Genomic DNA, 24,482 nt, shown 5'->3' with positions numbered 1-24,482 from the left:
TAAGTTAACGCAGCTCCTGAGAGTACTCAGTCATGGCTTCAAATACAGCACACAAGAATCAGATAAATAACTCACCTGCATTTGGAAAGCTATTGTAACCTTTGTGACTCATGCTCCGGCAGTAGGCGCCCGTGTCATATATGGCAATAGTGTCGCCAATATTTGCCTTTCGCAGCTCTCTCGATTCTATACCCTCTGGGTCACCTGGCGCCGGCGTGAGAATATCAGCCGTTTCGCAGTTATGCCCGACCAACACATACTCCGCTGTATCAAGCGCGTCATTTAGCACTGCAACCCGGTGCTGAGCGCCGTACATGCCTGGACGTGCAAAGTCATTCATCCCAGTATCAAGTCGCAAAAACGTATGACCATCGTCGCCCGTATCGACAACATCGACGACACTGGCAAGCAATACCCCTGCATGCCCGACTAGCCACGTACCCGGTTCGATTTCTAAGTGCAGTTTTCGCCCCGTTTTTTTCGCGAACGTCTGTAATTGCCGGCTAAATTCAACTCCTATGGCAACCAAATCTGCTTCATGCTCATCCCCGTAGCGATGGATCTTGTACCCTCCTCCCATATTCAGACTGGTCACATCATGCATGTTTTCGGCAATAGAAAGCGCCGTTTCTATCATTTTTCCCCACATGGTTGGGTCAGCGCCCGAACCGATGTGTACGTGCAGGCGATCAATCTTCACCCCATTTTTTTTAGCTAGTTGAAGTGCCTCAGGGACATAGGCATTCCATAGCCCAAAACTACTATTAGCTCCACCGGTAGTCAGTCTATTATTGTGACCAGCACCAATACCGGGATTAACTCGTAATCCTATCTGTTTTGGACACTGCTCTTCTCGTAAAACCAACTCGAGTTGATGCATGGAGGTCGCGACAAATTTTACACCAGCCTGCAACAATTCTTGCAAATTGTGCGCTGGTTGCTGACTGGATAAACTAATCTTTTCACCTGGAATACCTTGTGCCAATATTTCATTTGCTTCGTAGCTAGAACTGGCGTCAAACTGCAAGCCCGCGTCATGAAACATTTGCAGTATATCTGGATGATTATTGGCTTTAATTGCATATCGCGGAGTATAACCAAATGGAAGCTTCAGATCGACAATTTGCTTCGCCCGCTCAAGTAGTAACTGACGCGAATAAACAAACAAAGGTGTCCCCTGTTCGGTCGCGGTTGATCTGAGCTGGGTCAAGTCCCAATTGTTATTCATTAACCTCGACTCCTCTCCAAAACGCCACGTAGTTTGTATAATCTTTGTGGACACGCTCAATCGAACCTTCTCGTGGCTCCGGGTAGTACCAAGCCGCATCGCTGTTTGTTTCGCCGCCAACGACTACATTGTAATAGCTAGCTTCTCCCTTCCAGGCACAAGTCGTGTGTGTTTCGCTAGGTACAAAATACTCCTCGTTAATAGCTGAGGGCGGAAAATACCAGTTCCCCTCAATATATATAAGACTGTCTTTGTCAGCCTGAGCGATAATCTGACCTTTCCATTTTGCTATCATTATGAAAACCTCGCTTTCAATTAGTCTACATTATAGCTGACTATATGGGATTATCCCGCAGATACTCACGGAGTTTGTCGATTTTTGGATTGATGACTATTTGGCAGTAGGCCTGCTCTGGGTGCTGCTCGAAATAATTGCGATGGTATGCTTCGGCTTCATAAAACGCATCTAGTTTTGCGACCTCAGTCACTATAGTTGTCGCCGTTTCAGCTTGGATCTCCTCTATAACAGATTGCGCTTTCACAGCATCCACCTTATCGCCATACAAAATGACTGACCGATATTGCGAACCTTCATCTGCTCCCTGGCGATTAAGCGTCGTAGGGTCGTGTGCTCTGAAGAAAATATGTAGTAAATGCTCCAGCGATATCTTTGTATCGTCATAATCGACTTTTACTACTTCAGCATGTCCAGTTTTGCCGCTGCAAACTTGTTCATACATCGGATCTGGCACAGTGCCTCCGGCATAGCCTGGTACAACCTTTGTCACGCCATCCACCCGCTGAAATACCGCCTCGCTACACCAAAAACATCCCCCACCAAAGACAATCGACTTGATCATACATTTACCTCTACGTGCTTTTTGAGCCACTCGGAAATTTCCTCTACACCCAAATGCTCCACAGCCACTTGCACTGCAAAGTCTTCGAGCTCCTGATTACTCGCTCGCAGAGTTAGGCCATTCACTTTCATCAACGTTAAGCCTGCAAGCATCGCCGTTCTTTTATTTCCATCTATAAATGGGTGGTCCGCAATAATACCACGAATAATCGCGCCCGCCTTGTTGTACAGTTCCGGGTATAATTCGGTTCCGAAAACTTCCTGTGTTTGCGTGGCAAGCGCCGCCTCAAGCCGCCCAATATCGCGCACTCCATCACCGCCACCTGTATTTGCAAGCACAAATGAGTGCAGCATCAGCAGCTGATCTATTCCAAACGTTTTTACATTCATCGATTAGCTAAATTTTGGAAGGCCGTACGATATTCGCGCAGAATGTCATCGGCTGCTGTTATAACTTCTTCGTTGGTTGCAGCATTTGATTTCTTGCGTACGATAAGCTCAAGTTCGTCGTCGTCCTTTACACCAAGACGTTTTAGTTCCTTCGCCGGCAAAATAACCCCACGGCTTGTCCCAATCTTAATTGCTTTTTGGATGGTCGTAAATGTCATAATTCCATCCTAGCATATGTCTCAAACCATTACAATATTATTATAATGTTTTCATTCACTAAATACGCCCTGTTTAAAATCGTCCGAAGTTAGTCGATTTTGAGTACATTTATAGCTGGCGCTAGATACGCCCAATTTTCATGGATCATACTGCCAGTATACGGTATGCTTGTCCGCTAGCCTGAATGATTTTCAGAACGTCGCTAGGCGACAGGAAGACGGTGGCAGTATTGTCATTGGGGTGAAAACCAAGTTCTGGTTCAGTCATGAGCGATTCATCTAGCACAACCTGTATGTTTTTAGATCCCGGGTGGAGAAGACCGAAGATAGAAACGCTTCCCGGTTGAACGCCTACCAGTTCAAACACACGCTCTGGCTGTACGAACTGCAGTTTTTTTACCCCCAGCTCGCGCGCTAACAGCTTCATATCCAGTCGGTTCAGCCCGCGCATTGCCACCATCCAGACATGCTGTTTTCGCTCATCTGTCACCAGCAACGTTTTGACTGGTAATTTCTCCTCTAGTTTTACGCTCGACTCCGCCACAGTAAACACTGCCTCGTGCTCCTGAAGCCGATAGGGAATATCCAGTTTTTCTAAGGTTGCAAACACAGCGTCACGCATAGCCCATAGTATAATCTTTTGTATGGCCTTCAACCACTACGCAAAACTAAAACGTATTTTAGCTAACGAACCGGCAGATTGGTTCATACGACGTATAGACGAGCCCACGACCGCACAAACATTCAAAGGTGAGCTGCGCCGCTTTGACTACTACTACCGACTCTACCACGCCGACGGAACACCCATAAAATACGGCAAATTTCAGCAGCTTGACCGCCTCGCCTCTACCCTTGGTACCTCACCCAACGCCTTGCCAATCGTAAACGACTAGCTTTTTGCTTAGTGCACTCCTTAGGCCAAGCGCCAATCTCCTCCACATTCAAATGCTGCACAATTACACTTTCTCAGATTCTTATGCCCTCGCGTGCTTGGTTGGCCCAGTGGTCTGCTAACTCATTGCCCTCATGCCCCACGTGACCACGCACCCAGATTAGCTCAGCCTGCGAACTGCGGTACAGCGGGCAGACCTCCTGCACAATATCGAGGTTTTTTATTTCGCCGCCCTTCTTCTTCCAACCATTTGCCTCCCAACTAAGTGACCATTTCGTGATGACATTTATCCAGAATTCGCTGTCGGTATAGATCTGGCACGGCTGGCCTCCGGCATGTTTCAGAGCGTTCAATATGGCAAAACCCTCCATACGGATGTTGGTAGTCACTGCACCACTCGGCTCACCGCCGAGTACCACCGGTTTACCTCCGCTCACCACCGAAAACCCTCCTGGCCCCGGGTTTGGACTGGCACTTCCGTCGGTGAAATAAATAAACATTTCCCTATGGTACCTCATTTCTGTATCGTTTGACCAATCATGAAAAATATGAGAACCGCGAAATATATTTCTATAGTTATACAGTAATTTCCGGCTATGCCCTACTTAAGGAGTGCTATCAAATTCAAAACTTTGGCGCGTTCCTGGGCGGTGGTGTCGCGTGAGCGGACTGTCACAGTGTCTTTCGTGTCCCCTTCTAGAGTGTCGAAGTCTACGGTCACGACATAGGGTACACCTATTTCGTCCATTTTGCGGTAGTTTTTACCAATGTTGCCGCTGTCCACCCATAGGACTGCGCCGAACTCTTTCTTTAGGCTAGTGTATATTTCACGCGCTTTTGCTACCAGTTCAGGGTTATTTTTTGCTAACGGACAGACTGCTACTTTTACTGGTGCAAGGTCGTATGGCAGCCGCAAAACCACGCGGTCGTTTTCGGTATCGTTCCAGTACGCACTACACAGCACCGCCATGACAGCACGCTCCACGCCGAAGCTTGGTTCTATGACGTGCGGTACATACGCTGGTGATCCATTTTTTGGCCGGTATTCCATGCCTTTTTTCGACGCATTTTGGATGTTTATAAGGTCAAAATCGGTGCGGTATGCGAGCCCCATCAGCTCTTCGCGTCCGATCGGGAAGTCGAACTCAAAATCTATCGTGCGCTTGCTGTAATGTGCGCGGTCGTTTTGTGGCACCTCTAGTTCGTGCACGGTTCCTTCTGGTAGACCCAGCGCACTAAACCACTTTTTGCACTGTTCTACCCAGTGTTCAAAACTTTCTTCCCATTCATCGGGCTGTACAAAATACTCGATCTCCATCTGCTCGAACTCGCGGCTACGAAACACAAAATCACGGGGGGAGATTTCATTGCGAAAGGCCTTGCCCTGCTGGGCAATGCCAAATGGCACATCTGGATATATGGTGTCTACTACGTTCTTAAAATTGGTAAAAATCCCCTGCGCCGTTTCTGGCCTTAGGTACGAAAGCGAGGCATCATCATCGACTGGCCCAACATTAGTTTTAAACATCATATTAAACGCTCGAGCCTCACCAAATGTATTTTTTTGGCCACATGTCGGACACGTATCGGCCTTGTCAAGTTTGTCTGCGCGGAAACGACCTTTGCAATTTGAACATTCTACGAGTGGGTCGGTAAACGTGTCGACATGACCGCTGGCTTGCCAGACTTTTTGATTCATCAATATGGCGGCATCGACGCCGTACATGTCGTCACGTTCCTGTACAAACATTTTCCACCATAGCTGCATGATATTGCGTTTCAGCTCTACACCGAGTGGACCGTAGTCCCAGGTTCCAGCCAGCCCACCGTAAACATCACTGCCCGGGAATATAAACCCCCGCCTCTTACACAGGCTAACGATATCTTCCAATTTTACCTCGTTTGGGCTATTTGCCTCTGGCAGTTTCACCTCATGTCGCTGTGTACTCATAGCCCTCATGATACTCTTTACCCTCCGTAAAATCCAATCGCACACGTCTTGTTGGGCACGCATTTCGCTTTCCAAAAGCACAGATGGTACATTTTCTCCCCAAAGCACGAGTTCGGGTTATACACGAAGATGGAGCTGGCGCAGCGTCTGAATGAGCGGAGCCACAAGAATAATTATTGCGTCTACTCCCTGCACCCTTACGAGGATGTTTGGCTTGCTCTCGCCAAACAATAGGCGCAAGAACTTAACTTCATTTACGCCAAAAACGCCACTAGGACTGAGCGAAAAAGCAGTGGCATCATAGTCAAAATCATAGCGCTGAGTTGACGCAAGTTTCGTTTTATCAGTACTTGTTTGTAAATTTGGGCTATGCCCAGCGAGTCGCAGCAGCTGAGCGCTAAACCAGATCCGGATTAAATTAACGGGCACGTTTTGGTCATCCAAGGCGAGAAACGCTTGCTCAAGTAGGCCAAAATATGCCGTTTCCGGTTCGTCTTCTGTAACTTTGTGTAGAAGTTTTATCAGCTCGTAACCGAGCATTGTACGATCAATGTTTTCTACAATGTGTCCATAGTGCCGGCTAAGTCTAGCTGAGACAAGTGTGGAAATATTTCCCCTACCTGGTATGTACGTAATCTCACTCGTGCTAAATAATTCAATTCCGCCGGCAAGTTTACTTCTTACTTTTCGAACACCTTTTGCAATCAGACTTAGTTTTCCACTGTCGGGGGTAAGCACCGTAATTATTCTGTCTGCTTCGCCGTAATTCACTCGCGTAAGAACGATTGCGGTTGTGCGGCGCTGGTTCATGGTGCCCCCTGCTCACCCGCGGCCAAAACAGCATCACAAAGTTGCACTAATGTCGTTTGCGACCGTACCAAGACGGCTTGAACCCCAAGCTGGTCTCTCAACGCAACCGGGTCACCGAGATCGAATGCAAGTCGTGGCACTAACAGCACCACCGGCACCGGCTGCCACTCTGGATAGCTTTTGAACTCGTAGAGAAACTCTGCGCCGTTGTGCCGAGCAATGCCGAGCGACAGCACAATAACATCTGGCGTACTAGTGTCTGCCGCCCGCACCGCCGTTTGAGCGCTCACCACACGAACTACGTGATGTCCAGCCGTCTCAAGCGCTGTCGTATATGTTTTGGCAAGTATCGTGTCTGGTTCAACGAGCAATACTTTCATAGCTAGACTAATTGGAGCTGGTGACAAGCTGGCAAGGTTGCGGCAAGCCCAGCCGTATTGTGATACCGCGCAACATGAAGCTGAGATGAAATTGATGCCAGCAACCCGTCTGCAATAAAAACGCCACTCGCCGAACCACTAACCAGCTCGTGGAGCGGTTGTTGCACTCGGCCGTGTAAGCGACGAGCCCTAGTAAGTGCCCGCGCACTCAGTTCGTAACCTTGGCCATACCAACCAGCAACAATCCCATATCTTCCTTTATGCGCCCCTAGACTGAGCACGCGCTGCTCATGCTCAGATTCTGACTGAGCACCTATAAATACTTGACCAAGGCTGAGTAACGCAGACTGTAAAATAGCCCTATCACTCACAACTGGTTCGAGACTGGGAGGTATATCGATCGCAAGGTCAACCTGATACTGTTTAGCGTAGGGTTCTAGCATATGAAGAGTGTCGTAAAGCAAGCTGGTAACAGCCACTGGTTCAAGGAGCGGCTGAGCTGTACCACCGTGTAGGCGCATGAGATGGACGTAACTTTCCAAAAGCTGCAACGACGCACCGGTTAAGTCACGTACGGCTGCCCACTGTTCATCTTGGCTACCAGGTATAAAACGTGCTTCCTCACTCAGGCGTGTCAGCTGAAGAAAAGTATGACTCACGCCATCGGCTAAACTTGTAAAAAGCTTTTCGTGCTCGGTAAACTCTTTTTTTTGCTTTGCAACTCGCACCGCTTATACCCTTTTCCTTACCAAGTCCACACTACGCGATTTCTCTACGCAGTATACCTAAGTAAAAGCAGGGTGCATATTGTGAAAATTATGGAGAGAAGGTTGTATTGGGTAAGATTATGCCATCAAAGTCGGCAGCAAATTGGCTTGATTCAATCCAAAGTTTTAATGTTTTGTCGCGCATTGGTAAAACCACAATACTCCCCTGCTTTGTTGGGGTAATTTGACCATCTACCCGAACGCCAACCGTACCAGGAACTTTCGGCAAAGCGTAAGGCTTCACGGTTACTTTGCCCTGCTTTTGTAAACTCTGGTACTGTGTCACGCTTTGGCTGTACGGCGACGCAACCACTTGAACTCGTAATGCAAAAACCGACTTCAGGTCGGACACCGAAGGAACCACATCTGGGTTAAAGAAGCCGTCCAAGGGCTGCCCTGTCCCGGTGACAATATAACCACTCCAAGTTTTTGGATACTGAATGGTAACGCTACCATAAGCCTCTGGTCCAGCGTATGTCTTGAGCGGATTCTTGGCCGCTTCGGCATAATCTTTTGCGTCCTGTGCTTGGACAGTTTTTGTGTTAGCTTGCACAGCCGTTTTAATCTTTGCGTCAACGTTTTTTTTATAATCTTGGCGACCGTTATACGCCCAGTAGCCAAAACCTAATCCCCCGACAACCCCCAAGCTCAGTAGTACTATTGCGACCAAGCTCACTACAGAACCCTTTTCGTCCACCGTATATTTCATACTGCTCATGGTAACGCATCATGGTCATATGATGCAACCTTCGAATGTACTTACGTTAAATATATTATTGTATTATTAACTACTATGTTTTATGTTTATTGTTATGGCTGAACCGCCGCATAATCTTTCAAATTCTCCTGGCTTTCCTTCCCAGCGGCCATACCACTTTCCTGTACTTATGGAGACATGCCAGACCATAAGTGATGATTTGACTAGTTGGACTAACCAGCACCTCCCCAAGATAACCGCCAGCATCGTCACCGATACGGCAACGTTACAAGCGCCGGATTATAGACCGGAAAAACGTTCGAGAATGGACGAGGTAATCTACTTCTCCCTACTTAATCGAGGGACCGATGATGCTCGAACTGCCAGTAATACCATACGAAAGTCAGCCACTGCGCATGAAATACTAAGATTGGTTCAGAATTCCAAAAAAATCAGAAACGACCAAGACGAGCTGCCACCATTTCTTGCTGATATAGTTTCCGACGCAAGACAGGTTCCAGAAGTTGGGTGGCTCGAAGAGCGTCTGAAGTATTTACACTCTATCCTCCCCAGGGAGACTGTGGAACAAGGCGCTATGGGGAAAGTTGCCCGCACGATCCTGGGAGTACTTTCTATCACGGCAATGCATCCTGCAATCGTTTCAAAGGTCGAGAGAAAGACTGCAGTGCTAGCGGCCATCCCAGGCGCATATTATTATGCGGCAACATACCCAATAGTTGACGATGTCTTACATGACAGCAGTATTATCCCCGCGCGACTGGCTGAACGCGCCCATAGCAGTATTGTAAATGGGCTTTCGGACGGTCAAGACATATCTTTGCGCGATATACCCGATCATCCGCTCGCAGAAGAACTACTCAGTGTTTATGATGGCCTACGATCGCACTACCCGTTCGAGACAAATCAACATCTTTATGACGCCCTGCTTTCGATGTATACCGCCCAGCATCTAGAAGCTACCGGTGATCATCTCGACAAGATGTACCCACTTATTGCCATGAAAGCCGGACTATCCCGTGTAGTCGCGCATCTTCTATCAAATTACGCTCCTATTCATGATGATATAACACGACTTCTATACTCGCTGACGCGTAACCAATTGCTTGATGATTTTCGGGATTATTTTGATGATAACGCCGCGGGGCGCTTGACTCCGTTCACCACATACCAAAAAGGGACGGAACAACTCAACCCCCTGCTGGTCTACTTTGCTTCAAACCCCTATATTGCACAACGTTGCTACAATGGATCCCCTCGCGTCGAACAGATACTAGGCAGGTATGGTAGCCTTGAACTTGCACGTTCGCTCTTGGGACAGCCTGACAGAATAGCAGCCATGGAAAATACCTTCGGTGATGACGGGCCATTGAGCGCATGGCTCGCTACTGTCGGGCAGCTTCCCTGTGATCCCCCAACGAAACGGAGATTAACCCGAAATGAAAAAATTATATTGGATGATGTAACCAAAAGGTTGAGTACGCGCTCACTACAAAATACCGACCCGCGAACATATTTTTTGGATAACAGTAATTACATCGAGAATCTGATACTGCAAGAATTTGTGGGCAATAACGCAATCCATGAAACTGTTCGCTATGCTCTCCGTGGCGAAAGTAAACGTGTTAGATCTATGCTAGGACTGATGCTTGCGGATTCTCTCGGTATTGACCATAAAAAGGTTGAACCGTGCCTTGTCGGTGTAGAAATGGCTCATACATCTAGTCTCCTATTTGACGATCTTCCCGCGCAAGATAACGCAAAGACACGCCGCGGTAAACCAGCTGCCCATCATGTTTTTCCCGAGTCTCAAGTACAACTGGCTGGCATAGCTTTGATAGATTCTGTTTACCTGAAATTAACTCAGCTGAAGGAACACTACCCACCAGAAAAAGTATTAGAAACTATCGCTTACATTGCAGGCAAAATTGGCAAGGATCTGTGCGAAGGACAAAATATTGACCTTACCCCTTCAAGTGCCACTACAACAGAGGAAATCATAAGAATGTATGCCCTTAAAACATCCTCTCTCATAGACGCCTCTCTAGTTCCTCTGATGATGTTAGAACAGCGACCACCTGTAGAAATTGAACTCATGCAAACTTATGCATACCACGCCGGTATTGTCTTTCAGATCCAGGATGACATCTTGGACGCGACTGGCTCAGCCTCCATACTCGGAAAAGATAGCCAGCAAGACAATGAAAAGTCTACTGTCGTTACACTCGGTGACGTAACAAAAGCTCAATTTTTACGTGATTATCATCTTGATGCTGCAATCAAGGCTTTAGATGAATTGCCATTTTCCACAGGATTACTAGCCAGCACGGTACGCTACTTCGCAAATCGTCGGCGCTAATACAAATAAAGAAATACCCCCTGTTTCTCTGCTGTAACAGCCCTACCTGGCATCTTAAACGCCACGCTTGCTAGCGGTTTTTTATACTCACTCATTCGCTTATCAAGCTTAGGCATGTAGCGGTCAAGCAGGAACACAAAGACTGCGTCAGCGGAAGGCCACGTAACATTCCAAAAGTTGCCCAACATTACCCTGACCTGCTTTCTGTAGCGCCGAGTTCGCCACAGCGAAACAAGCACAAGCAATGGATTTAGTTCGATACCAACCGCGTGATATCCAGCCTGTGCAGCCGCCAACAAAACCTTCCCGTCTCCGCTACCCAGCTCAAGTAAAGTTTGACCTGGCCTGAGGTTAAGTAGTTCAAGCGCAGTTTTCACCTGAGGTGTTAATGTCGGCAAGTACGGCGCACCAAAGAACACCGCTAAACCAAACAGCAATAGAACGACTAGGATTATTCCGATAACCAAATCCACCTATGCACCTTTCGCTAGCTGCTTTGTCACTTCATTTTCGGCTTGTTTCAGGTAGTCTTCTATGTCGGCTATCAATAGCTTCCCTGCGGCATGCAGCTTCAGCGCTTCATCGAGCTGGATATCCTCTGCCTGCAAGTGTGCCAGTATATCCTCCAGCTCTGCAGTCTTTGCAGCGTAATCAAATTGCATAAAATTGTTACTCATTATTTCTCCTTAGTCGTTATAGATTTCACCTGAGATGTCACCGTACCATCTATCAATTTTACCTCAATTTCGAGGCCGGGGTGCAACTGAGCTGCTCGGGTAATAAGGTGCGTACCGGCACGTACGAGCGCATACCCCTGCCGCAGCGGGCGGTCTGGATCATACGCGGCTAACAGTGACTGAGCGGCACTAAGCCGCTGCCGGGCGTGTTTTGATACCTCGGCTAGCTCTTCGTCAAGCCGTTCGGCGAGCATAACCAATCCCGTTCGGCGGCGCATGATTCCCTGCGCTAACTGCTCATTCAGACGTTGCTCATACGCACGCAGGTGTCGTAGTTCCTCTTTCCGATCAGGTACAAGCAACTCAGCCGCATTACTTGGCGTGCTTGCCCGACAATCGGCCGCAAGTTCGGCCAGGCACACATCTATTTCATGACCTATGGCAACTAGTGTGGGTACCCGACTGCCCGCAATCGCCCGCACAACACGTTCATCGCTCCACACGGCCAGGTCTTCAACACTGCCGCCGCCCCGAATCAGGACAACCACATCAGTCGGTGTATCTGACTCGTTCACAGTTTTAAGTGCGGCAATAATCTCACCCGGGGCTTGTTCGCCTTGAACGAGAACATTGTACTGGTCAATGCGTAAACCACCCCACCGCGCACCCACTACTTTTATGAAGTCCGCATAAGCTGCCGAGTCACCCGCCGTAATTAGCGCAACCCTGCGCGGTGGGTATGACAGTTGACGCTTTCGACTTGAGTCAAAAAGACCTTCTTTTTCAAGCTTGGAAGCAAGCAAATCAGCTGCCCGCTTCAGTGAGCCTTCCCCTAGGGGCCGTATAGCCTGTACCTGAATGCTAAAGTTATACAGCGGGTGCAAACGCGGCGAGCCCTCAACCCTCACAACCATCCCATCCTCGAGCGGCCCCGGAAGTTCACGAACCGTTGCAAAACATTTCAAACTTGCCGTTTCGTCCTTGAGGTCAAAAAACACCCATCGGTTTTTACTCACTCGGAAATTGGTCAGTTCGCCTTCAATCGCAACATATGGGTAGGCGAACTCGAGTGTTTGGTTGAGTACCGCGACAAAATCGCTGACCGAAAAAACCAGGTCCTCCGTTGGCCTATGTGCTGTCACAGTGAAACACCCATTATCATGTCAACATTATAACCCCAGCTCGGTGTAAGCACTACTGTTGGCTCCTAAGGTGCCAGCAAGCGAGAGCAATGCTTTGAGGGGTGAGGAGTTTTAGTCATGCGACCAAAAGAGACAACAATCTGTTAATCTGTTTTGACTTCGATGGTCGGTGGTTCTTTTTGCCCCAAATGCTCGTGGTAAAAGTATGCCCCAGGGATAAGCTGAACACTGATAGCAAGTATGCGGTACATAATTGTTACCGGCAGGCTTAAGCGTGACGGTATACCGGTTGCCGTGAGGGTCAGAGTCATTAGCCCTTCATAAACGCCTATACCGCCTGGTAGCACGCTAATAAGCCCTGCAAAGTTTGCAATCGCATAAGCCAAGATAACAGCGCCGATGTTAACCCATTCTCCAAATGCCACGTACACAACATATATTGTCAGCACTTCCCAAAAACTGGCCAGCATAGCAAAGAAAAGCGGCCGTTTCAGCTTACGCAAATCGCGCGTCATCAACATATAATTTTCATGCAAGTCGTCAAAAACCCGCCTGACGCGGTCAATTTTGATTGTCTCTTTGTGCTTTGGTCGAACAACACGAATAATTCGGTTCAATAATACACTCATGTACGCAAAGAATCCGGAAATCCGCCGCTTGCTACTGATGATAAAACCCATCGCCGCGGTTGCTATAACGACCACTGTTGAAATTGTGCCTGCCAGCAGTAGTACCAGGCTATTCATCTGACCCTGCAACGCCAAGGCAAACACACCCACCATAATCAACCCTTCAAAACTTAAGAAATACAAAATAAGCTTAAAGAGCTGCACAGCAGATGCTTTCGGCCCAGTAATATCAGTGCCTTTCATCCGTGCGCCGAAATAGGATATTCCGCTCACACCGCCGCTGGGGAAAACCGTGTTGACGTAGTTCAGAGCCAGCGCACTTTTATACAGCTCCTTGTAGCGGAGTTTGTTCCCGACTATGGCAAACAAATCTTGGTACAGACGAGTCTGGGCATCGTAATTGAGCGCCTGTATCACCGGGATTAGCAAAAGCACCCAGATGTGAACTTTGAACAAATTTTCAAAAGTGGCCTTAAACTGATCACGTATAGCTACGACTAGCACAACCAACGCAATCACCGTCACTACGTTTAGTAACACTTTCCAGTTTCGCCGCATAAAGGAAGTCTCTGCCATATACTACATGTTATTATACAGGCATGATTCAATCTGTTTGCATTTTGGGGAGACAGCCGGCGTTGGGTCTCGCTGAGCTCGAGAGCTTATATGGCCCGAGTGCCGTCGTACCGATACAAAGGGCATGCCGCTGGGATGTCGCTTGACGTACAACAAATTGAATTTCTGCGGCTCGGTGGCAGTACTCGCCTAGCGGCAGTTCTCGGAGAAATGTCTGGCACCAGCTGGAAGCAAGTCGAAAAATCGCTTATTGAACTAGCCAAATCCACCGCATTTGCCCTTCCGACCTCTGGCAAGTTTCACCTGGGATTGTCTGCCTACGGTTTCGACATATCACCCGCAAAACTAAATGCCCTTGGTCTCACCCTAAAAAAAGTGATTCGTTCACGGTATGAGGGTTCGGTACGGCTTGTACCAAACAATGAGACCGAGCTAGGCACTGCCCAAGTCATTCACAATCGACTGGTTACGCCAAACGGCGCAGAGCTCCTTCTTATTGCTGACTCCGAAAAGACATACATTGCAAAAACTATTTGTGTACAAGACATCGCCAGCTACACGCTTCGCGACCGCGGACGACCAAAACGAGACGCGCGTGTCGGCATGCTGCCACCTAAACTAGCCCAGATCATCATAAACCTCGCAGCGGCTTCACAACCCGCCCACCCATACAATGGCGCAAATGAAGCAAAGCAGCGTGCCCAAATCCTTGATCCGTTCTGTGGAACAGGCGTTATTCTGCAAGAAGCTATTTTGTCGGGATTTACAGCTTACGGGTCTGATTTAGAAGAGCGGATGGTGGCATATTCTCAACAAAACATAGAGTGGCTGCTTGCAACCTGCCGGCTACCTGCTCCCAGGCCTGTTATAGAAATAGGTGATGCGACAACACATGTCTGGCAGCAACCAATAGACTACGTTGCATGCGAAACATACCTGGGGAGACCTTTCACCGAGCAACCGAGCAGCGCCATTCTCGCGCAAACCATTAGTGAAGTAAACCTCATACTCAAACGCTTTCTGCAAAACATTGCCCCACAACTTAAATCAAAAACCCGTCTATGCCTCGCTGTACCCTGTTGGTTTGACGGTCGCGAACAAAAGCATCTGCCGCTAATTCAACACTTGAGTGATATGGAATTTGAGCGCATTCACTTCAAGCACGCTTTGGCACAAGATCTCATATACCACCGCGAGGGGCAAATAGTCGGTCGTGAACTCGTGACATTGCAGAAAAAGTAGAGTAAACTACAAGCCTATGATGAAATTAACAGAGGTGAAAAAATTAATACGGCCAGCAGATTTAGTTGTTGCGCTCTACATTTTTGGCATCATGACAGCCGAACTGATGGGCGCAAAGACTTTTGTCATTGGTAGCCTAGGCGACTACACTGTCCGCGCTAGTGTAGCAATATTTCTCATGCCACTTCTTTTCACACTTACCGATGTTGTGACTGAAGTTCGTGGCCGAGAACGCGCTCGCAGTATGGTACTCACCGGCCTCGCAGTGATTGTACTACTCATCTTCTACACCACGCTGGCAACTTCCCTGCCACCATCCGCTCGTTCAGCTGGAAATGAAGCCAGTTATGATAGTATCTTTCACGACTCGATTCGTATGTCTATAGCAAGTTTGATTGCCTTTGCCTCTTCCGCATTTCTTGATATTGCCATTTTTGCCAAATTGCGCGCCCGCATGCATAAACGGGCACTGTGGTTCCGCAACAACGCCTCTAACTTCGTCTCGCAATTTGTCGATTCAGCCGTATTTCTTACGGCCGCTTTTTACGCACTCAACGTCGGTTTTAAAGACAATCTTTCATTTATAATTGGGTTGCTCATACCGTACTGGCTGTTGCGCTGCGGCTTATCGCTCATGACAACTCCACTTGTCTACGCCGGTGTTCGCTTCCTCCGCACCGACAAATCCCGATAACCGTTGACTTTCAGGGGTCGTTTAGCGTATAATCCCCTAAGAATTGAGGTTTGGAGTACTACTCCGGCTTTATTTTTAACAAATCTAATGCGTCACTTAAACCACCGTCAAGGCCCTGCCAATGGTGGATGCAGTGTAAGGCGCCGCGCAGCATTTATGGCCGCGCTAAAGGAGCAAATATGTCACATGTCAAAGCCGGTGGTACAAGTAAAAATACCCGCGATAGCCAAGGCCAACGCCTAGGTGTCAAACTATTTGGTGGTCAAGTAGTCAAAACCGGTCAAGTTATTGTTCGCCAGGTAGGCGCAAGCAAGCGCGCTGGTAAAGGCACGAGCATGAGCCGCAACTTTACCATCCATGCCGCCCAAGACGGCACCGTGAAAATGGCAAGCCGCAAAGTGCGCACCTTCTCTGGCCGCTCAGTCCGTCGCACCGAAGTCACCGTCGAATAAAACACACCAATTCTACAAGCTTGTATACATAAATGCTAAAACACTGGCCATGCGTGCTACACCGAAAAAGGTCAAATCAATAGCTCACTTGCGCTAATGTCTATACTAAAATCAATTACTGCGGCGCCTTTTTCGCGGCACGAATTTCCTTAACAGCTTTAGAAATTTTTGCCGCACTAATACCCATGCCGTGATGTCGTCTATACGAAGGTAACCATTCCTCATGAAAATCGTCGAGACCATTCGCACTATTTTCATCCACATCACGCATCCATTTATTGATTGCCCCGTCCATTTTCTCATGGCCTAACTTCTCTAGAGTTTCCCTTACTGGTATCTCTAGACTTGAGGCGTCTGTCGGTCTCTGTTGTTTGCTCAAATCAACAAACTCCTTGGCTTGTTGAGGGTATCGTTCATACGGTAATGGCTTCAGCGCCATTAGTAGCATGGCGTTGCGCATGCCGATTTTTTGAGCTGCAGGAGCAAGAAAGGCAGAAAGCGAATCTCCCTGTTTTAATGCATCAGCAAGAATATCTTTGGTAACCGAAACACCTGTCGCAAATGAAAGATCCGTAAACAGATTTTTCACATCCTGATAGCCTTGTTTATCGCCAGAGATATATTCAGCTTTTCTTTCTTCAACCATCAATCCTAGCTGATTATGTACACCAAACGTCATATTTTTTTGCGTGTGGCCATATTCATGGCGTACTATTGCGAAAATATCCTCAACATCTCTTCGTTCCAAGCTTCCTTCTGGAAATTGTTCGTTATTAAAATACTTTATTATTGCCAATGCCTGTGGAGCACGAAGATAGACCTGCGGGATTTTGTCTTCATTTATATCTACGAATGCGGGCTGTAATCCACCAAATTTATCACCAAAACGTTTCATATACACATCATAAGGGTCTGTAAGCAATTTTGTTGCAGCCGAATTCCTTTCACTCTGTTTGATTGCCTCATCTAAGGTTGCGGAATGAGCCGCATTTTCATCATCTGTATGCTCACGATAATCCCAACCCAAATCGGGATACTGGGGTTCGGGCTGAATGTGAGCTGTATAGATATCTACACTTTCGGCTACTGAGAGGACCCTAACTCTAAAGGCTTGTTCGTTCTCGCCCTCTACACCTAGGGCTTTTCTTTGTGCATCAAGAAATGACCCTTCTCCCGTCATCGTAAGTATATTTTGAATTCGATCACTCAGTACTGGGTCTACAAGACTATCCACGAACATATCTCGTTCGACTTGGTCGGGATCAGAAGCACCTTCTATGTAACGATGCCAGCTGGTAGGGTCAGCGATAGCAATATCCCGAACCGTACCCGCTTGCTTACCGGCAAGCATGCTGGCTATATCGACAAGCGCCTCGCGTTCCGCGATTATCCTAGGCCTATCCGCATTTGGATCAGCAGCAGCCACTTCGTTTCTAAACCAAGAATCTGCAATTGCGGTTAACATAATCGTGTTTGCTGGTCTTTCGAAAAAGCTGCCATTTAACTGCATGTCTCGTGCAATACTTGCCGTCAGCTCCGTAACTTCTCTAGCCTGTTCTTCTATTTCTGGTGTTACCGTTTCAGACCCTACCGTTACGGCAAGAGAATCAGCTACATAAAAGCCAAGCTCAGCACTTCCCTTGAGGCCATTAGCTACCATTGCTTGATAATCGGCACTGGGTGCTAACTCATAATCAACCTGCTCATTTATTTTTACGACTTCTGACATTTTTTTGTTTTGTTTCCTGTATATATTATTAGCACAAGTTTTATAAAAAGTCAATGTTCGGGTGCTGTAATACAAAGAAAAACCCCTTTCAGGGTCTGGCAGGATAAAAATTCGACTGGTTTAGCTACACGCCGAGGTGGAATTTTATGCGGTCTACAACATCACTCATGACAACCTGACTTTTTACCATGTAGTCGTCAGCACCGAGGCCTTGAGCCCGCTGTTTGTCGCTCTCTTGGCTGAGAGCGGTGAGCATGACGACTTTTAGGTTTGCGGTTTCTGGGGTATTGCGAAGTATGTCTAGCACGTCAAAGCCACTAATTTTAGGCATCATGGCGTCGAGTACAACAAGGTTTGGTTTGTATTCACGAGCCGCTGCAAGTGCGTCTTCACCATTTGCAACGCGTCGGGTGTCAAAGCCTTCGGCCTGCAAGCGTGTTATATAGGTGTTAGCAAGCGCATCATCGTCCTCTACCAGTAGTATTTTCTTCGGTCTTTGTGTTGCAGTATCATCCATACTGCTAATGGTACTTCTCTGCGCTACATGAGTCAAGCACAGAGTTGGAGACAAGCGATAATAAAAGCCGAGGCCTGAGGGACTATCCCAGCATGTCAGTTGTGCGACCATAATCTCACAAATCGATGCTCCCTTTGTGGGAAACACTTTCCCTCATGCATGCGTGGCGTGAAAAAGTTACCGCCGCTACTTAGTGCTACCAGCGGCCGCGGCGATGAAGCCGGCGAACATCGCGTGCGGGCGATTAGGACGACTTTTAAATTCGGGGTGGTACTGGCTAGCCATCAGGAAAGGATGGTTGACACCTTCTATGACCTCTACTAGCCCATTGTCTGGGTTAATGCCACTGGCACGAATCCCCCAGCTTTCATACTCACCCACATACTTGCCCATTGCTTCATAACGGTGCCTGTGTCGTTCGACGATATCTTGCGTACCGTACAACTTTGCAGCCAGGCTTCCAGACTCAAAGTGACACGCATAGTCGCCAAGGCGCATGGTACCACCGGTGTTTTCTTTGCCCTTTTGGCCTTCCATCGTGTCTATGACTGCCGCGGAGGTTGCGGGGTTTACCTCAGTCGTATTTGCGTCGGCGTAGCCGTGCAACCGTGCCGCCGCTATGACCATCATGTGCAAACCATAGCAAAGACCCAAGTACGGCAACCCGTGAGTCAACGCGTACTGTGCGGCTCGAATTTTCCCCTCGACGCCCCGCGTACCAAAACCACCAGGCACAACTATACCGTCGACAGCTTGCAGCTCTGCTGCCAGTTCGTCATCTGTGGCAGTTTCCAGCTTGGGCGCGTCTATCCAGCTGATATCAACCGAAACATCGTTTGCCCACGCGGCAGCACGTATGGCCTCAAATACCGACATATAGGTGTCGGCGTTATCGAGATATTTTGCCACCACACCCACTTTTACTGTTTTGCTTGATTTTGACAACGCCTTGCTTACCACACCACGCCAGTCACGCAAATCTGGCTTGGCCACATCAAACGCCAACTGCTTGCAAATTACATCGGCTATGCCTGTGTCCTCTAGGGTTAGAGGAACCTGGTAAATGCTTTCCGCGTTCGGAAGCAGTGCAATTGCCTCTGGCTGGACACCAGTAAAAAGGCTCAGTTTGTCTTTGACAGTTTCCGGTGCTTGCGACTCGCTGCGACAAACCAAAATATCTGGGGCTATACCTAGACCACGCAGCTCACGTACCGAATTTTGGGCTGGCTTGCTTTTAAACTCATGGCTCGCACCCAGGTACGGCATGTACACAACGTGTACAAAAAGACAATTGTTCCGCCCTACGCGCATACCTAGTTCACGTATAGCCTCAACAAACGACAGGCTCTCATAATCTCCAACCGTGCCGCCAATTTCGACGATATGCACATCAAACCCGTCCGATGCCTTCAATATGTGATCCTGGATAGCCCGTGTCACGTGCGGAATAATTTGCACCGTATTGCCTTCGTATTTGCCGCTGCGCTCGGCCTCAATAACCCCAAGCAGCACTCGGCCGCTCATGAGCGAACTTTCACGCGTCAACTCTTGGTCGAGAAATCGTTCATAATGGCCAAGATCGAGGTCGGTTTCGGCACCATCTTTTGTTACAAAACATTCTCCGTGTTCGCGCGGATTGAGTAGGCCTGCGTCGACATTTAGATACGGATCGCATTTTTGAAGATTTACGGAAAGGCCGCGAGCCTTGAGCAAGTTACCAATGGAAGCGGCTGTAATACCTTTGCCAAGCCCGGAAAGCACACCACCTGTTACAAACACAAACTTTGTTTGCTTATCACTCACGCGCCTAATCCTCTCTGTTTATCCCACTTATGATACGCTGCTCGGTTACCAGATGCAACCTGTTGTGCTCCAACCGGTATTATTGCCTAATCCATTCGGTTGCGGCCTTGAGCTGGACGTCATTTTTTGACTTGATATCTTCTTCTGTCGGTTTGATTTCCTGGTCGGGGGTAATACCTTTTTTATCTATGTTGGTACCTTTTGGCGAATACCACTTGCCTATCGTTACCTTCAGAGAGCTACCGTCATCAAATGGCACCAGCTGTTGCACAACACCTTTCCCGTAGCTTTTTTCGCCAATGATACGTGCGCCAAGATGGTCGCGAAGCGCCAGGGCAACTATTTCTGAGGCCGATGCCGAACCCCCATTTATGAGTACCGCCGTTTTCATTCTCTTAAATGGTGCGGTAATGTTCGATACGGTATCTGTGGCATACGTTGTGTCACCTCGTCGTTGTTGCACAATTATCTGGCCTTTTTGCAGCCACAAGCCGCCTAACCCAACCGCCGAAGCCACCTCTCCCCCTGGGTTGTCACGCAAATCCAAAATAATTTCTCGGATACCTTTTTCACGGAACGATTCAGCTGCTGCCTCGGCGAGCTCGTCAGTATCGTCGCTAAATTGGCTAACCTGTAAGTACCCAACATTGCCTTCAAGCACCTTCGACTCAACTGACGGCACGTGTATGACGTCGCGAGTAATAGTAAACTCAAGTTGTTCTTTTTTGTCACGAACAATTGTTAGCTTAACTTTCGTTCCCTTAGGACCGCGAATTTTCAGAACCGCTTCAGTAGCCGTCATGCCATAACTAGTTTTGTCGTCAACTGCAATAATAATATCTTTTGCGCGAAGCCCTGCTGCCTCCGCCGGAGACCCGCTAAGCGGCGCTACAATCACAATATTTTTATCTTGATCTAGCTCGAGCTTCGCCCCCACACCAGTAATGGTACCCTGCAAATCATTCTGAAACTCCGCTGCCTCTTTGGCAGAAAAAAATTCAGTATAGGGGTCGTTGGTACTCCCTGCTAAGCCATGCTTCAAACCCTCAAGCACCTGTTCTTCAGTCAGAGCACCGTTGTAATTGTTCTTGAGTGCCTGATATACCTCGTCAATTTGTGAATAATTGAGTACTTTGGGCAAACGAGTGCGTGATGCATAGGGTTCTTTCGACGAAATTAAACCGTTCTGGCCTGCTATAACACCGCCGGCAAATACAGCCAGCAGCACCCATGTAATCGCCAAACGCTTCCACGTAAATATTGCTCCTGGTTTTGACCACTTCTTCGCTCTTTGCATGTGCTTAACAGTATACCTTACTTTACGGGTGCAGCTCCAGCCGGATGCGTTACAATATCAGCATGCCTTACAATATTCAGACCTGTTCGATTGAAACATATACCGCAGCGTGCAAGACAGTCACTGATGTACTAAGCGAGCCGGTTTCCTTCCTGCAGGCGCCTTTTTATGGGAATCTTCAGGCGACTAGTGGCAAAGACGTAATTTATTTCACCATTTCTCGTCTAGACGAAGTGGTTGGTTGCGGCCTTGGAGTCATCTACGGTGCCGCGGGTGGTCTAAACTTCCTTTACTGCCCATATGGGCCAATCTGTCGTACCCTGGACAAGGAAATCATTGGCGATTTGGACACGTTTTTCCGCACCGTTGCGGCTAAACACAACCTAACGTTTGTTCGGCTTGACAGCGACGAGGTTAAATCTATCTCTATAAAAAAGCCCATCCCAAGTAAACTAGCCTGCACTGCTAGCTTGCAACCACGGGCTGAATGGGTGCTCGACATCACGGGTAGCAAAGAAGCTCTTTGGATGGGTTTTCATAAACATGCCCGTTACAATGTGAGACTTGCCGAACGCGCCAACGCTAGCACAAAAACATACAAACCTAGCGAAGCACCACTTGAAACATTTTTTAGCCTTATGCAGGCGACTGCCGAACGAGACGGGTTTGCTATTTTTGACAAGTCGTACTACGCATCGTACCTCAAAACACTTACAGATGAAGAAGGTTTTGTAGTGATAATCACCATAGACGGAAAGCCAGCAGCGGCAGGATTATTTGTGTTGTACGATGCTCAAGCGCACTATGTTTTTGGTGGCTCAAGCAATGACTTTCGCAAAATTGCCCCAGCTTACATGGTTATATGGGTTGCTCTACAAGAAGCCGTAAAACACGGTTGTACCCTGTTCAATTTTGGTGGCGTGACGGATAATGTCAAAAGCCAAGGCCTTGGCGGCGTAACCGGATTTAAAAAACGATTTGGCGGACAACTAGTCGAACACGCCAACCCCATTGATTTCGTATACAAACCATGGAAATATTTCCTTTTTAAAATGTATAAAATACTTCATTAGCTGCAGACTTAGCTGTGTATGGTAGGTTTGCCGGCGCCCCGATTAGTACACAACTAAAATTTGTCGGCCACCAGCGTTCATACTGGCTTGAAGTGCCCCTGCCGTAAGATACACACTACCCCGCAAGGGGTCATTTAGGTAAAACCCAGCAGGGTTTTCGGCCGAACCTTCAACGCCGTATACAAGTCGCACATGCTGGTTTTTTGCCGCATGGACAACTCCGCTAGTGGCTGTGTTCCAGCTATCATCGATCGCACTCGTGCCCATAACACCCCACATGATGACCGGTCTTCCAGCGTAAATTGCCGACGCAACGCTTGCAGCGGATGGGCTATAAATAACATCTGCACTTCTGCCAAACGACTGAGCAGCCCGAGCAACAGGGCCGGCGTATACCCCCCAGCCCGTCACATTAATTTTCCCGTTTACATCGCCCACAAACTCAACGTTTGGATCCTGCCATGTGTTCGTAGCCGTGTCACGAGGCTGTGGGGCATAACCAATCCGTCCAAGAATTTCGTCATCGCTCGTTCCGACCCCGTAGTAAGCCAAAGCCATCCGTAGTGAGGCCGCTTCGCAACTTAGCGCATGAGCCTGTCGGAAAAACGGGACATTCAGTTTACGTACTTCGTAGACAGTTATAAATTGCTTGCTATACCCAACGCCCATTAAACCAAAAACTGGCTTAATCCCCGGCGCAACAGCGTAGGTATAGGTCGTTTGATATCCATAGCTTGACGGCGTAAAAATCATTGTGTTGCCCGACCAGCTAAATGAGCCGTTGACTTGAGGAGATATGCTAAAGGCATTTTCTGCACTCGCATGGTCGACGGGCTGATCAAAGGTAATTTTTACGGAATTATTTAGTGGAATTCGACTACCACTCGGCTGCGAGCCAACGACTTTTACTGCCCCTGGTGTTTGAGCATTGAATATTTTATCAGTTTTTAAGGCACCACCATGCACAGACTGCGTACCCGAGATAACTTTGTAGCTGTACGTTGTACCAGGAACTACAAAACTGGTCGTGAACGCGTACTGCCGAGAGCCTTGCCAAGCACCCTTGCCGGGCATTGCAAAAACTACAGCTTTGTCATGTTGAACCATGTCCTGATCAAAATCAACAGTTATGGTTTGGTTTGGTTTAATATAGCCCGAAACATTTGTACTAACAGAGGGTTCAGCAACGGTTGTGAAATGAAAAACTGCTACCACTTGCTTCTCTTCGGTCTGCTGGGTATCACGAACCTCAGCGTGATACGTTTTTCCTTGGGCCAATTCGCCCGCGAGCTTCCAGGAGAAAACCGTATCGTCTCGACCGGATGGCTTTGGCGACACTACCGGGATATCGCCAGCGAGTACGAACGTGCGGAGTCCTCTGTTAGTGGTGCTCAGTTTCAGTGATAATTCGGTGCTAACCCGAACCTGTTGAGCATTTATTGCTGGGGTTTGCGATACGATGGCTGCAGCCCGCTCTACAACTACCGCTACGAGTTGCTCGGAGGGCGTGTTGCTCATAATGTCTGCTGTAGGTTGAACGTTTTTAAGTTTCAGATGCAAAACCGAACCTGGTGTCAAAGGATCCTTCGGCGTAAAAACCAGTGCTCGCACGCCCGCAAAAGTTTTTTCTGGCAACCACGACCCGGCTATGTTTTCCTGCCATGCGTAGCTCAAAGAGCCGCGAACCACACGATTGAACGCTATGCGCACTGGTTTATTATGCGCATGGTTCACTATCGGCTGAATTTCTACGGCTGTATGCGCGTAGGCCACAACTTGCAAAGAAAATGTACCAAGTAAGCCTAATGACAGTATGACACCAGCTTGAAAAATCACTTTTTTCCCAGCCGACTTATGAAGATATTTTTTTGTTTTTAGTGATGCCGCAACAAATACCCTCTGCAGGCGCAGGCCAAAAGCACGCATTTTTATCAGGCCATTTTTTGTACGAACAAGTGAATGCAGCTGTGGCTTATCGTGAACCTTTACCGTAATATGATATGCCTTCCCTGTATGTTTGATGGGTATAGTCTTGTGAGTCATTTTTATTTTTTTATGCGAGCGCCGATACTCACTTAATAC

At 48.0% G+C, this 24,482-nt stretch carries 27 protein-coding genes; 6 read left to right on the top strand and 21 right to left on the bottom strand.

Annotation, left to right across the window (positions count from 1 at the left end):
• Positions 1-58: 58 nt before the first annotated feature.
• From IPL85_03630 to IPL85_03605, 6 genes are all read right to left on the bottom strand, one after another.
• Positions 59-1,228, bottom strand: a complete 1,170-nt coding sequence (locus IPL85_03630) for a diaminopimelate decarboxylase (GenBank protein ID QQS19353.1) — start codon at positions 1,226-1,228, stop codon at positions 59-61.
• Positions 1,221-1,526, bottom strand: coding sequence for a DUF427 domain-containing protein (locus IPL85_03625; protein QQS20432.1), 306 nt, complete (start codon positions 1,524-1,526; stop codon positions 1,221-1,223). The genes IPL85_03630 and IPL85_03625 overlap by 8 nt, the downstream gene beginning before the upstream one ends.
• Before the next feature lie 37 nt (positions 1,527-1,563).
• Positions 1,564-2,088, bottom strand: coding sequence for a peptide-methionine (S)-S-oxide reductase MsrA (gene msrA / locus IPL85_03620; GenBank protein ID QQS19352.1), 525 nt, complete (start codon positions 2,086-2,088; stop codon positions 1,564-1,566).
• Entirely contained in the window at positions 2,085-2,477 is a 393-nt protein-coding gene (locus IPL85_03615; protein QQS19351.1) for a type II toxin-antitoxin system death-on-curing family toxin, read from the bottom strand. The genes msrA and IPL85_03615 overlap by 4 nt, the downstream gene beginning before the upstream one ends.
• Positions 2,474-2,695: a hypothetical protein gene (locus IPL85_03610; GenBank protein ID QQS19350.1), complete on the bottom strand. Its 222-nt coding sequence runs from the start codon at positions 2,693-2,695 to the stop codon at positions 2,474-2,476. The genes IPL85_03615 and IPL85_03610 overlap by 4 nt, the downstream gene beginning before the upstream one ends.
• Positions 2,696-2,840: 145 nt before the next feature.
• Positions 2,841-3,317, bottom strand: coding sequence for a hypothetical protein (locus IPL85_03605; protein QQS19349.1), 477 nt, complete (start codon positions 3,315-3,317; stop codon positions 2,841-2,843).
• A gap of 22 nt (positions 3,318-3,339) precedes the next feature.
• On the opposite strand from IPL85_03605, the gene IPL85_03600 reads away from it, so the two are divergent.
• On the top strand, positions 3,340-3,588 hold the full coding sequence (locus IPL85_03600; protein QQS19348.1) for a hypothetical protein: 249 nt from the start codon (positions 3,340-3,342) through the stop codon (positions 3,586-3,588).
• Positions 3,589-3,661: 73 nt separating this feature from the next.
• Here IPL85_03600 and IPL85_03595 read toward each other — a convergent pair whose 3' ends face one another.
• The 6 genes from IPL85_03595 to IPL85_03570 form a co-directional block, all read right to left on the bottom strand.
• Positions 3,662-4,087: a ribonuclease HI gene (locus IPL85_03595; GenBank protein ID QQS19347.1), complete on the bottom strand. Its 426-nt coding sequence runs from the start codon at positions 4,085-4,087 to the stop codon at positions 3,662-3,664.
• Between the two features lie 101 nt (positions 4,088-4,188).
• Complete coding sequence (locus tag IPL85_03590; GenBank protein QQS19346.1) at positions 4,189-5,538, bottom strand: glycine--tRNA ligase; 1,350 nt, start codon at positions 5,536-5,538, stop codon at positions 4,189-4,191.
• Positions 5,539-5,655: 117 nt separating this feature from the next.
• Complete coding sequence (gene recO, locus IPL85_03585) at positions 5,656-6,348, bottom strand: DNA repair protein RecO (protein ID QQS19345.1); 693 nt, start codon at positions 6,346-6,348, stop codon at positions 5,656-5,658.
• Positions 6,345-6,728: a hypothetical protein gene (locus tag IPL85_03580; GenBank protein QQS19344.1), complete on the bottom strand. Its 384-nt coding sequence runs from the start codon at positions 6,726-6,728 to the stop codon at positions 6,345-6,347. Before IPL85_03580 ends, recO begins: the two co-directional genes overlap by 4 nt.
• 2 nt (positions 6,729-6,730) lie before the next feature.
• Positions 6,731-7,456 carry a hypothetical protein gene (locus IPL85_03575; protein QQS19343.1) on the bottom strand — a complete coding sequence of 242 codons (726 nt, stop codon included), beginning with the start codon at positions 7,454-7,456 and terminating at the stop codon, positions 6,731-6,733.
• Positions 7,457-7,544: 88 nt separating this feature from the next.
• Positions 7,545-8,204 carry a hypothetical protein gene (locus IPL85_03570; GenBank protein ID QQS19342.1) on the bottom strand — a complete coding sequence of 220 codons (660 nt, stop codon included), beginning with the start codon at positions 8,202-8,204 and terminating at the stop codon, positions 7,545-7,547.
• A gap of 103 nt (positions 8,205-8,307) precedes the next feature.
• Here IPL85_03570 and IPL85_03565 point away from each other — a divergent pair, with 103 nt between their 5' ends.
• Positions 8,308-10,569 carry a polyprenyl synthetase family protein gene (locus tag IPL85_03565; protein ID QQS19341.1) on the top strand — a complete coding sequence of 754 codons (2,262 nt, stop codon included), beginning with the start codon at positions 8,308-8,310 and terminating at the stop codon, positions 10,567-10,569.
• Here IPL85_03565 and IPL85_03560 read toward each other — a convergent pair.
• The 4 genes from IPL85_03560 to IPL85_03545 all read right to left on the bottom strand — a co-directional run bounded on the left by IPL85_03560 (position 10,566) and on the right by IPL85_03545 (position 13,593).
• Complete coding sequence (locus tag IPL85_03560; protein ID QQS19340.1) at positions 10,566-11,042, bottom strand: class I SAM-dependent methyltransferase; 477 nt, start codon at positions 11,040-11,042, stop codon at positions 10,566-10,568. The two genes, IPL85_03565 and IPL85_03560, sit on opposite strands and share 4 nt — an antisense overlap.
• Positions 11,043-11,246: an exodeoxyribonuclease VII small subunit gene (gene xseB / locus IPL85_03555; protein ID QQS19339.1), complete on the bottom strand. Its 204-nt coding sequence runs from the start codon at positions 11,244-11,246 to the stop codon at positions 11,043-11,045.
• On the bottom strand, positions 11,246-12,388 hold the full coding sequence (gene xseA, locus IPL85_03550; protein ID QQS19338.1) for an exodeoxyribonuclease VII large subunit: 1,143 nt from the start codon (positions 12,386-12,388) through the stop codon (positions 11,246-11,248). Before xseA ends, xseB begins: the two co-directional genes overlap by 1 nt.
• A gap of 143 nt (positions 12,389-12,531) precedes the next feature.
• The gene (locus IPL85_03545; GenBank protein ID QQS19337.1) at positions 12,532-13,593 is read right to left on the bottom strand and encodes a flippase-like domain-containing protein; all 1,062 of its coding nucleotides are present in this window, start codon (positions 13,591-13,593) and stop codon (positions 12,532-12,534) included.
• 90 nt (positions 13,594-13,683) lie between these two features.
• Between IPL85_03545 and IPL85_03540 the strand changes: the two genes are divergently transcribed.
• From IPL85_03540 to IPL85_03530, 3 genes are all read left to right on the top strand, one after another.
• Complete coding sequence (locus IPL85_03540; GenBank protein ID QQS19336.1) at positions 13,684-14,835, top strand: hypothetical protein; 1,152 nt, start codon at positions 13,684-13,686, stop codon at positions 14,833-14,835.
• Positions 14,836-14,851: 16 nt separating this feature from the next.
• Positions 14,852-15,529, top strand: coding sequence for a queuosine precursor transporter (locus tag IPL85_03535; protein ID QQS19335.1), 678 nt, complete (start codon positions 14,852-14,854; stop codon positions 15,527-15,529).
• A 179-nt stretch (positions 15,530-15,708) separates the two neighbouring features.
• Complete coding sequence (locus IPL85_03530; GenBank protein ID QQS19334.1) at positions 15,709-15,981, top strand: 50S ribosomal protein L27; 273 nt, start codon at positions 15,709-15,711, stop codon at positions 15,979-15,981.
• A gap of 115 nt (positions 15,982-16,096) precedes the next feature.
• On the opposite strand, the gene IPL85_03525 is transcribed toward IPL85_03530, so the two are convergent.
• From IPL85_03525 to IPL85_03510, 4 genes are all read right to left on the bottom strand, one after another.
• Complete coding sequence (locus tag IPL85_03525) at positions 16,097-17,710, bottom strand: hypothetical protein (protein ID QQS19333.1); 1,614 nt, start codon at positions 17,708-17,710, stop codon at positions 16,097-16,099.
• A gap of 124 nt (positions 17,711-17,834) precedes the next feature.
• Positions 17,835-18,227: a response regulator gene (locus IPL85_03520; GenBank protein ID QQS19332.1), complete on the bottom strand. Its 393-nt coding sequence runs from the start codon at positions 18,225-18,227 to the stop codon at positions 17,835-17,837.
• 186 nt (positions 18,228-18,413) lie between these two features.
• Positions 18,414-20,030, bottom strand: coding sequence for a CTP synthase (locus tag IPL85_03515; GenBank protein QQS19331.1), 1,617 nt, complete (start codon positions 20,028-20,030; stop codon positions 18,414-18,416).
• Positions 20,031-20,109: 79 nt separating this feature from the next.
• A complete protein-coding gene (locus IPL85_03510) occupies positions 20,110-21,327 on the bottom strand; it encodes a S41 family peptidase (protein ID QQS19330.1) in 1,218 nt (405 codons plus the stop codon).
• Positions 21,328-21,389: 62 nt separating this feature from the next.
• On the opposite strand from IPL85_03510, the gene IPL85_03505 reads away from it, so the two are divergent.
• The gene (locus IPL85_03505) at positions 21,390-22,400 is read left to right on the top strand and encodes a peptidoglycan bridge formation glycyltransferase FemA/FemB family protein (GenBank protein ID QQS19329.1); all 1,011 of its coding nucleotides are present in this window, start codon (positions 21,390-21,392) and stop codon (positions 22,398-22,400) included.
• A gap of 42 nt (positions 22,401-22,442) precedes the next feature.
• Here IPL85_03505 and IPL85_03500 read toward each other — a convergent pair whose 3' ends face one another.
• A complete protein-coding gene (locus tag IPL85_03500) occupies positions 22,443-24,443 on the bottom strand; it encodes a C39 family peptidase (protein ID QQS19328.1) in 2,001 nt (666 codons plus the stop codon).
• Positions 24,444-24,482 lie beyond the last annotated feature (39 nt).

The organism is Candidatus Saccharibacteria bacterium, assembly GCA_016699955.1.
Classification (GTDB): Bacteria; Patescibacteriota; Saccharimonadia; order Saccharimonadales; family UBA4665; genus JAGXIT01.
This window is presented reverse-complemented; position numbering and strand designations above follow the sequence as displayed.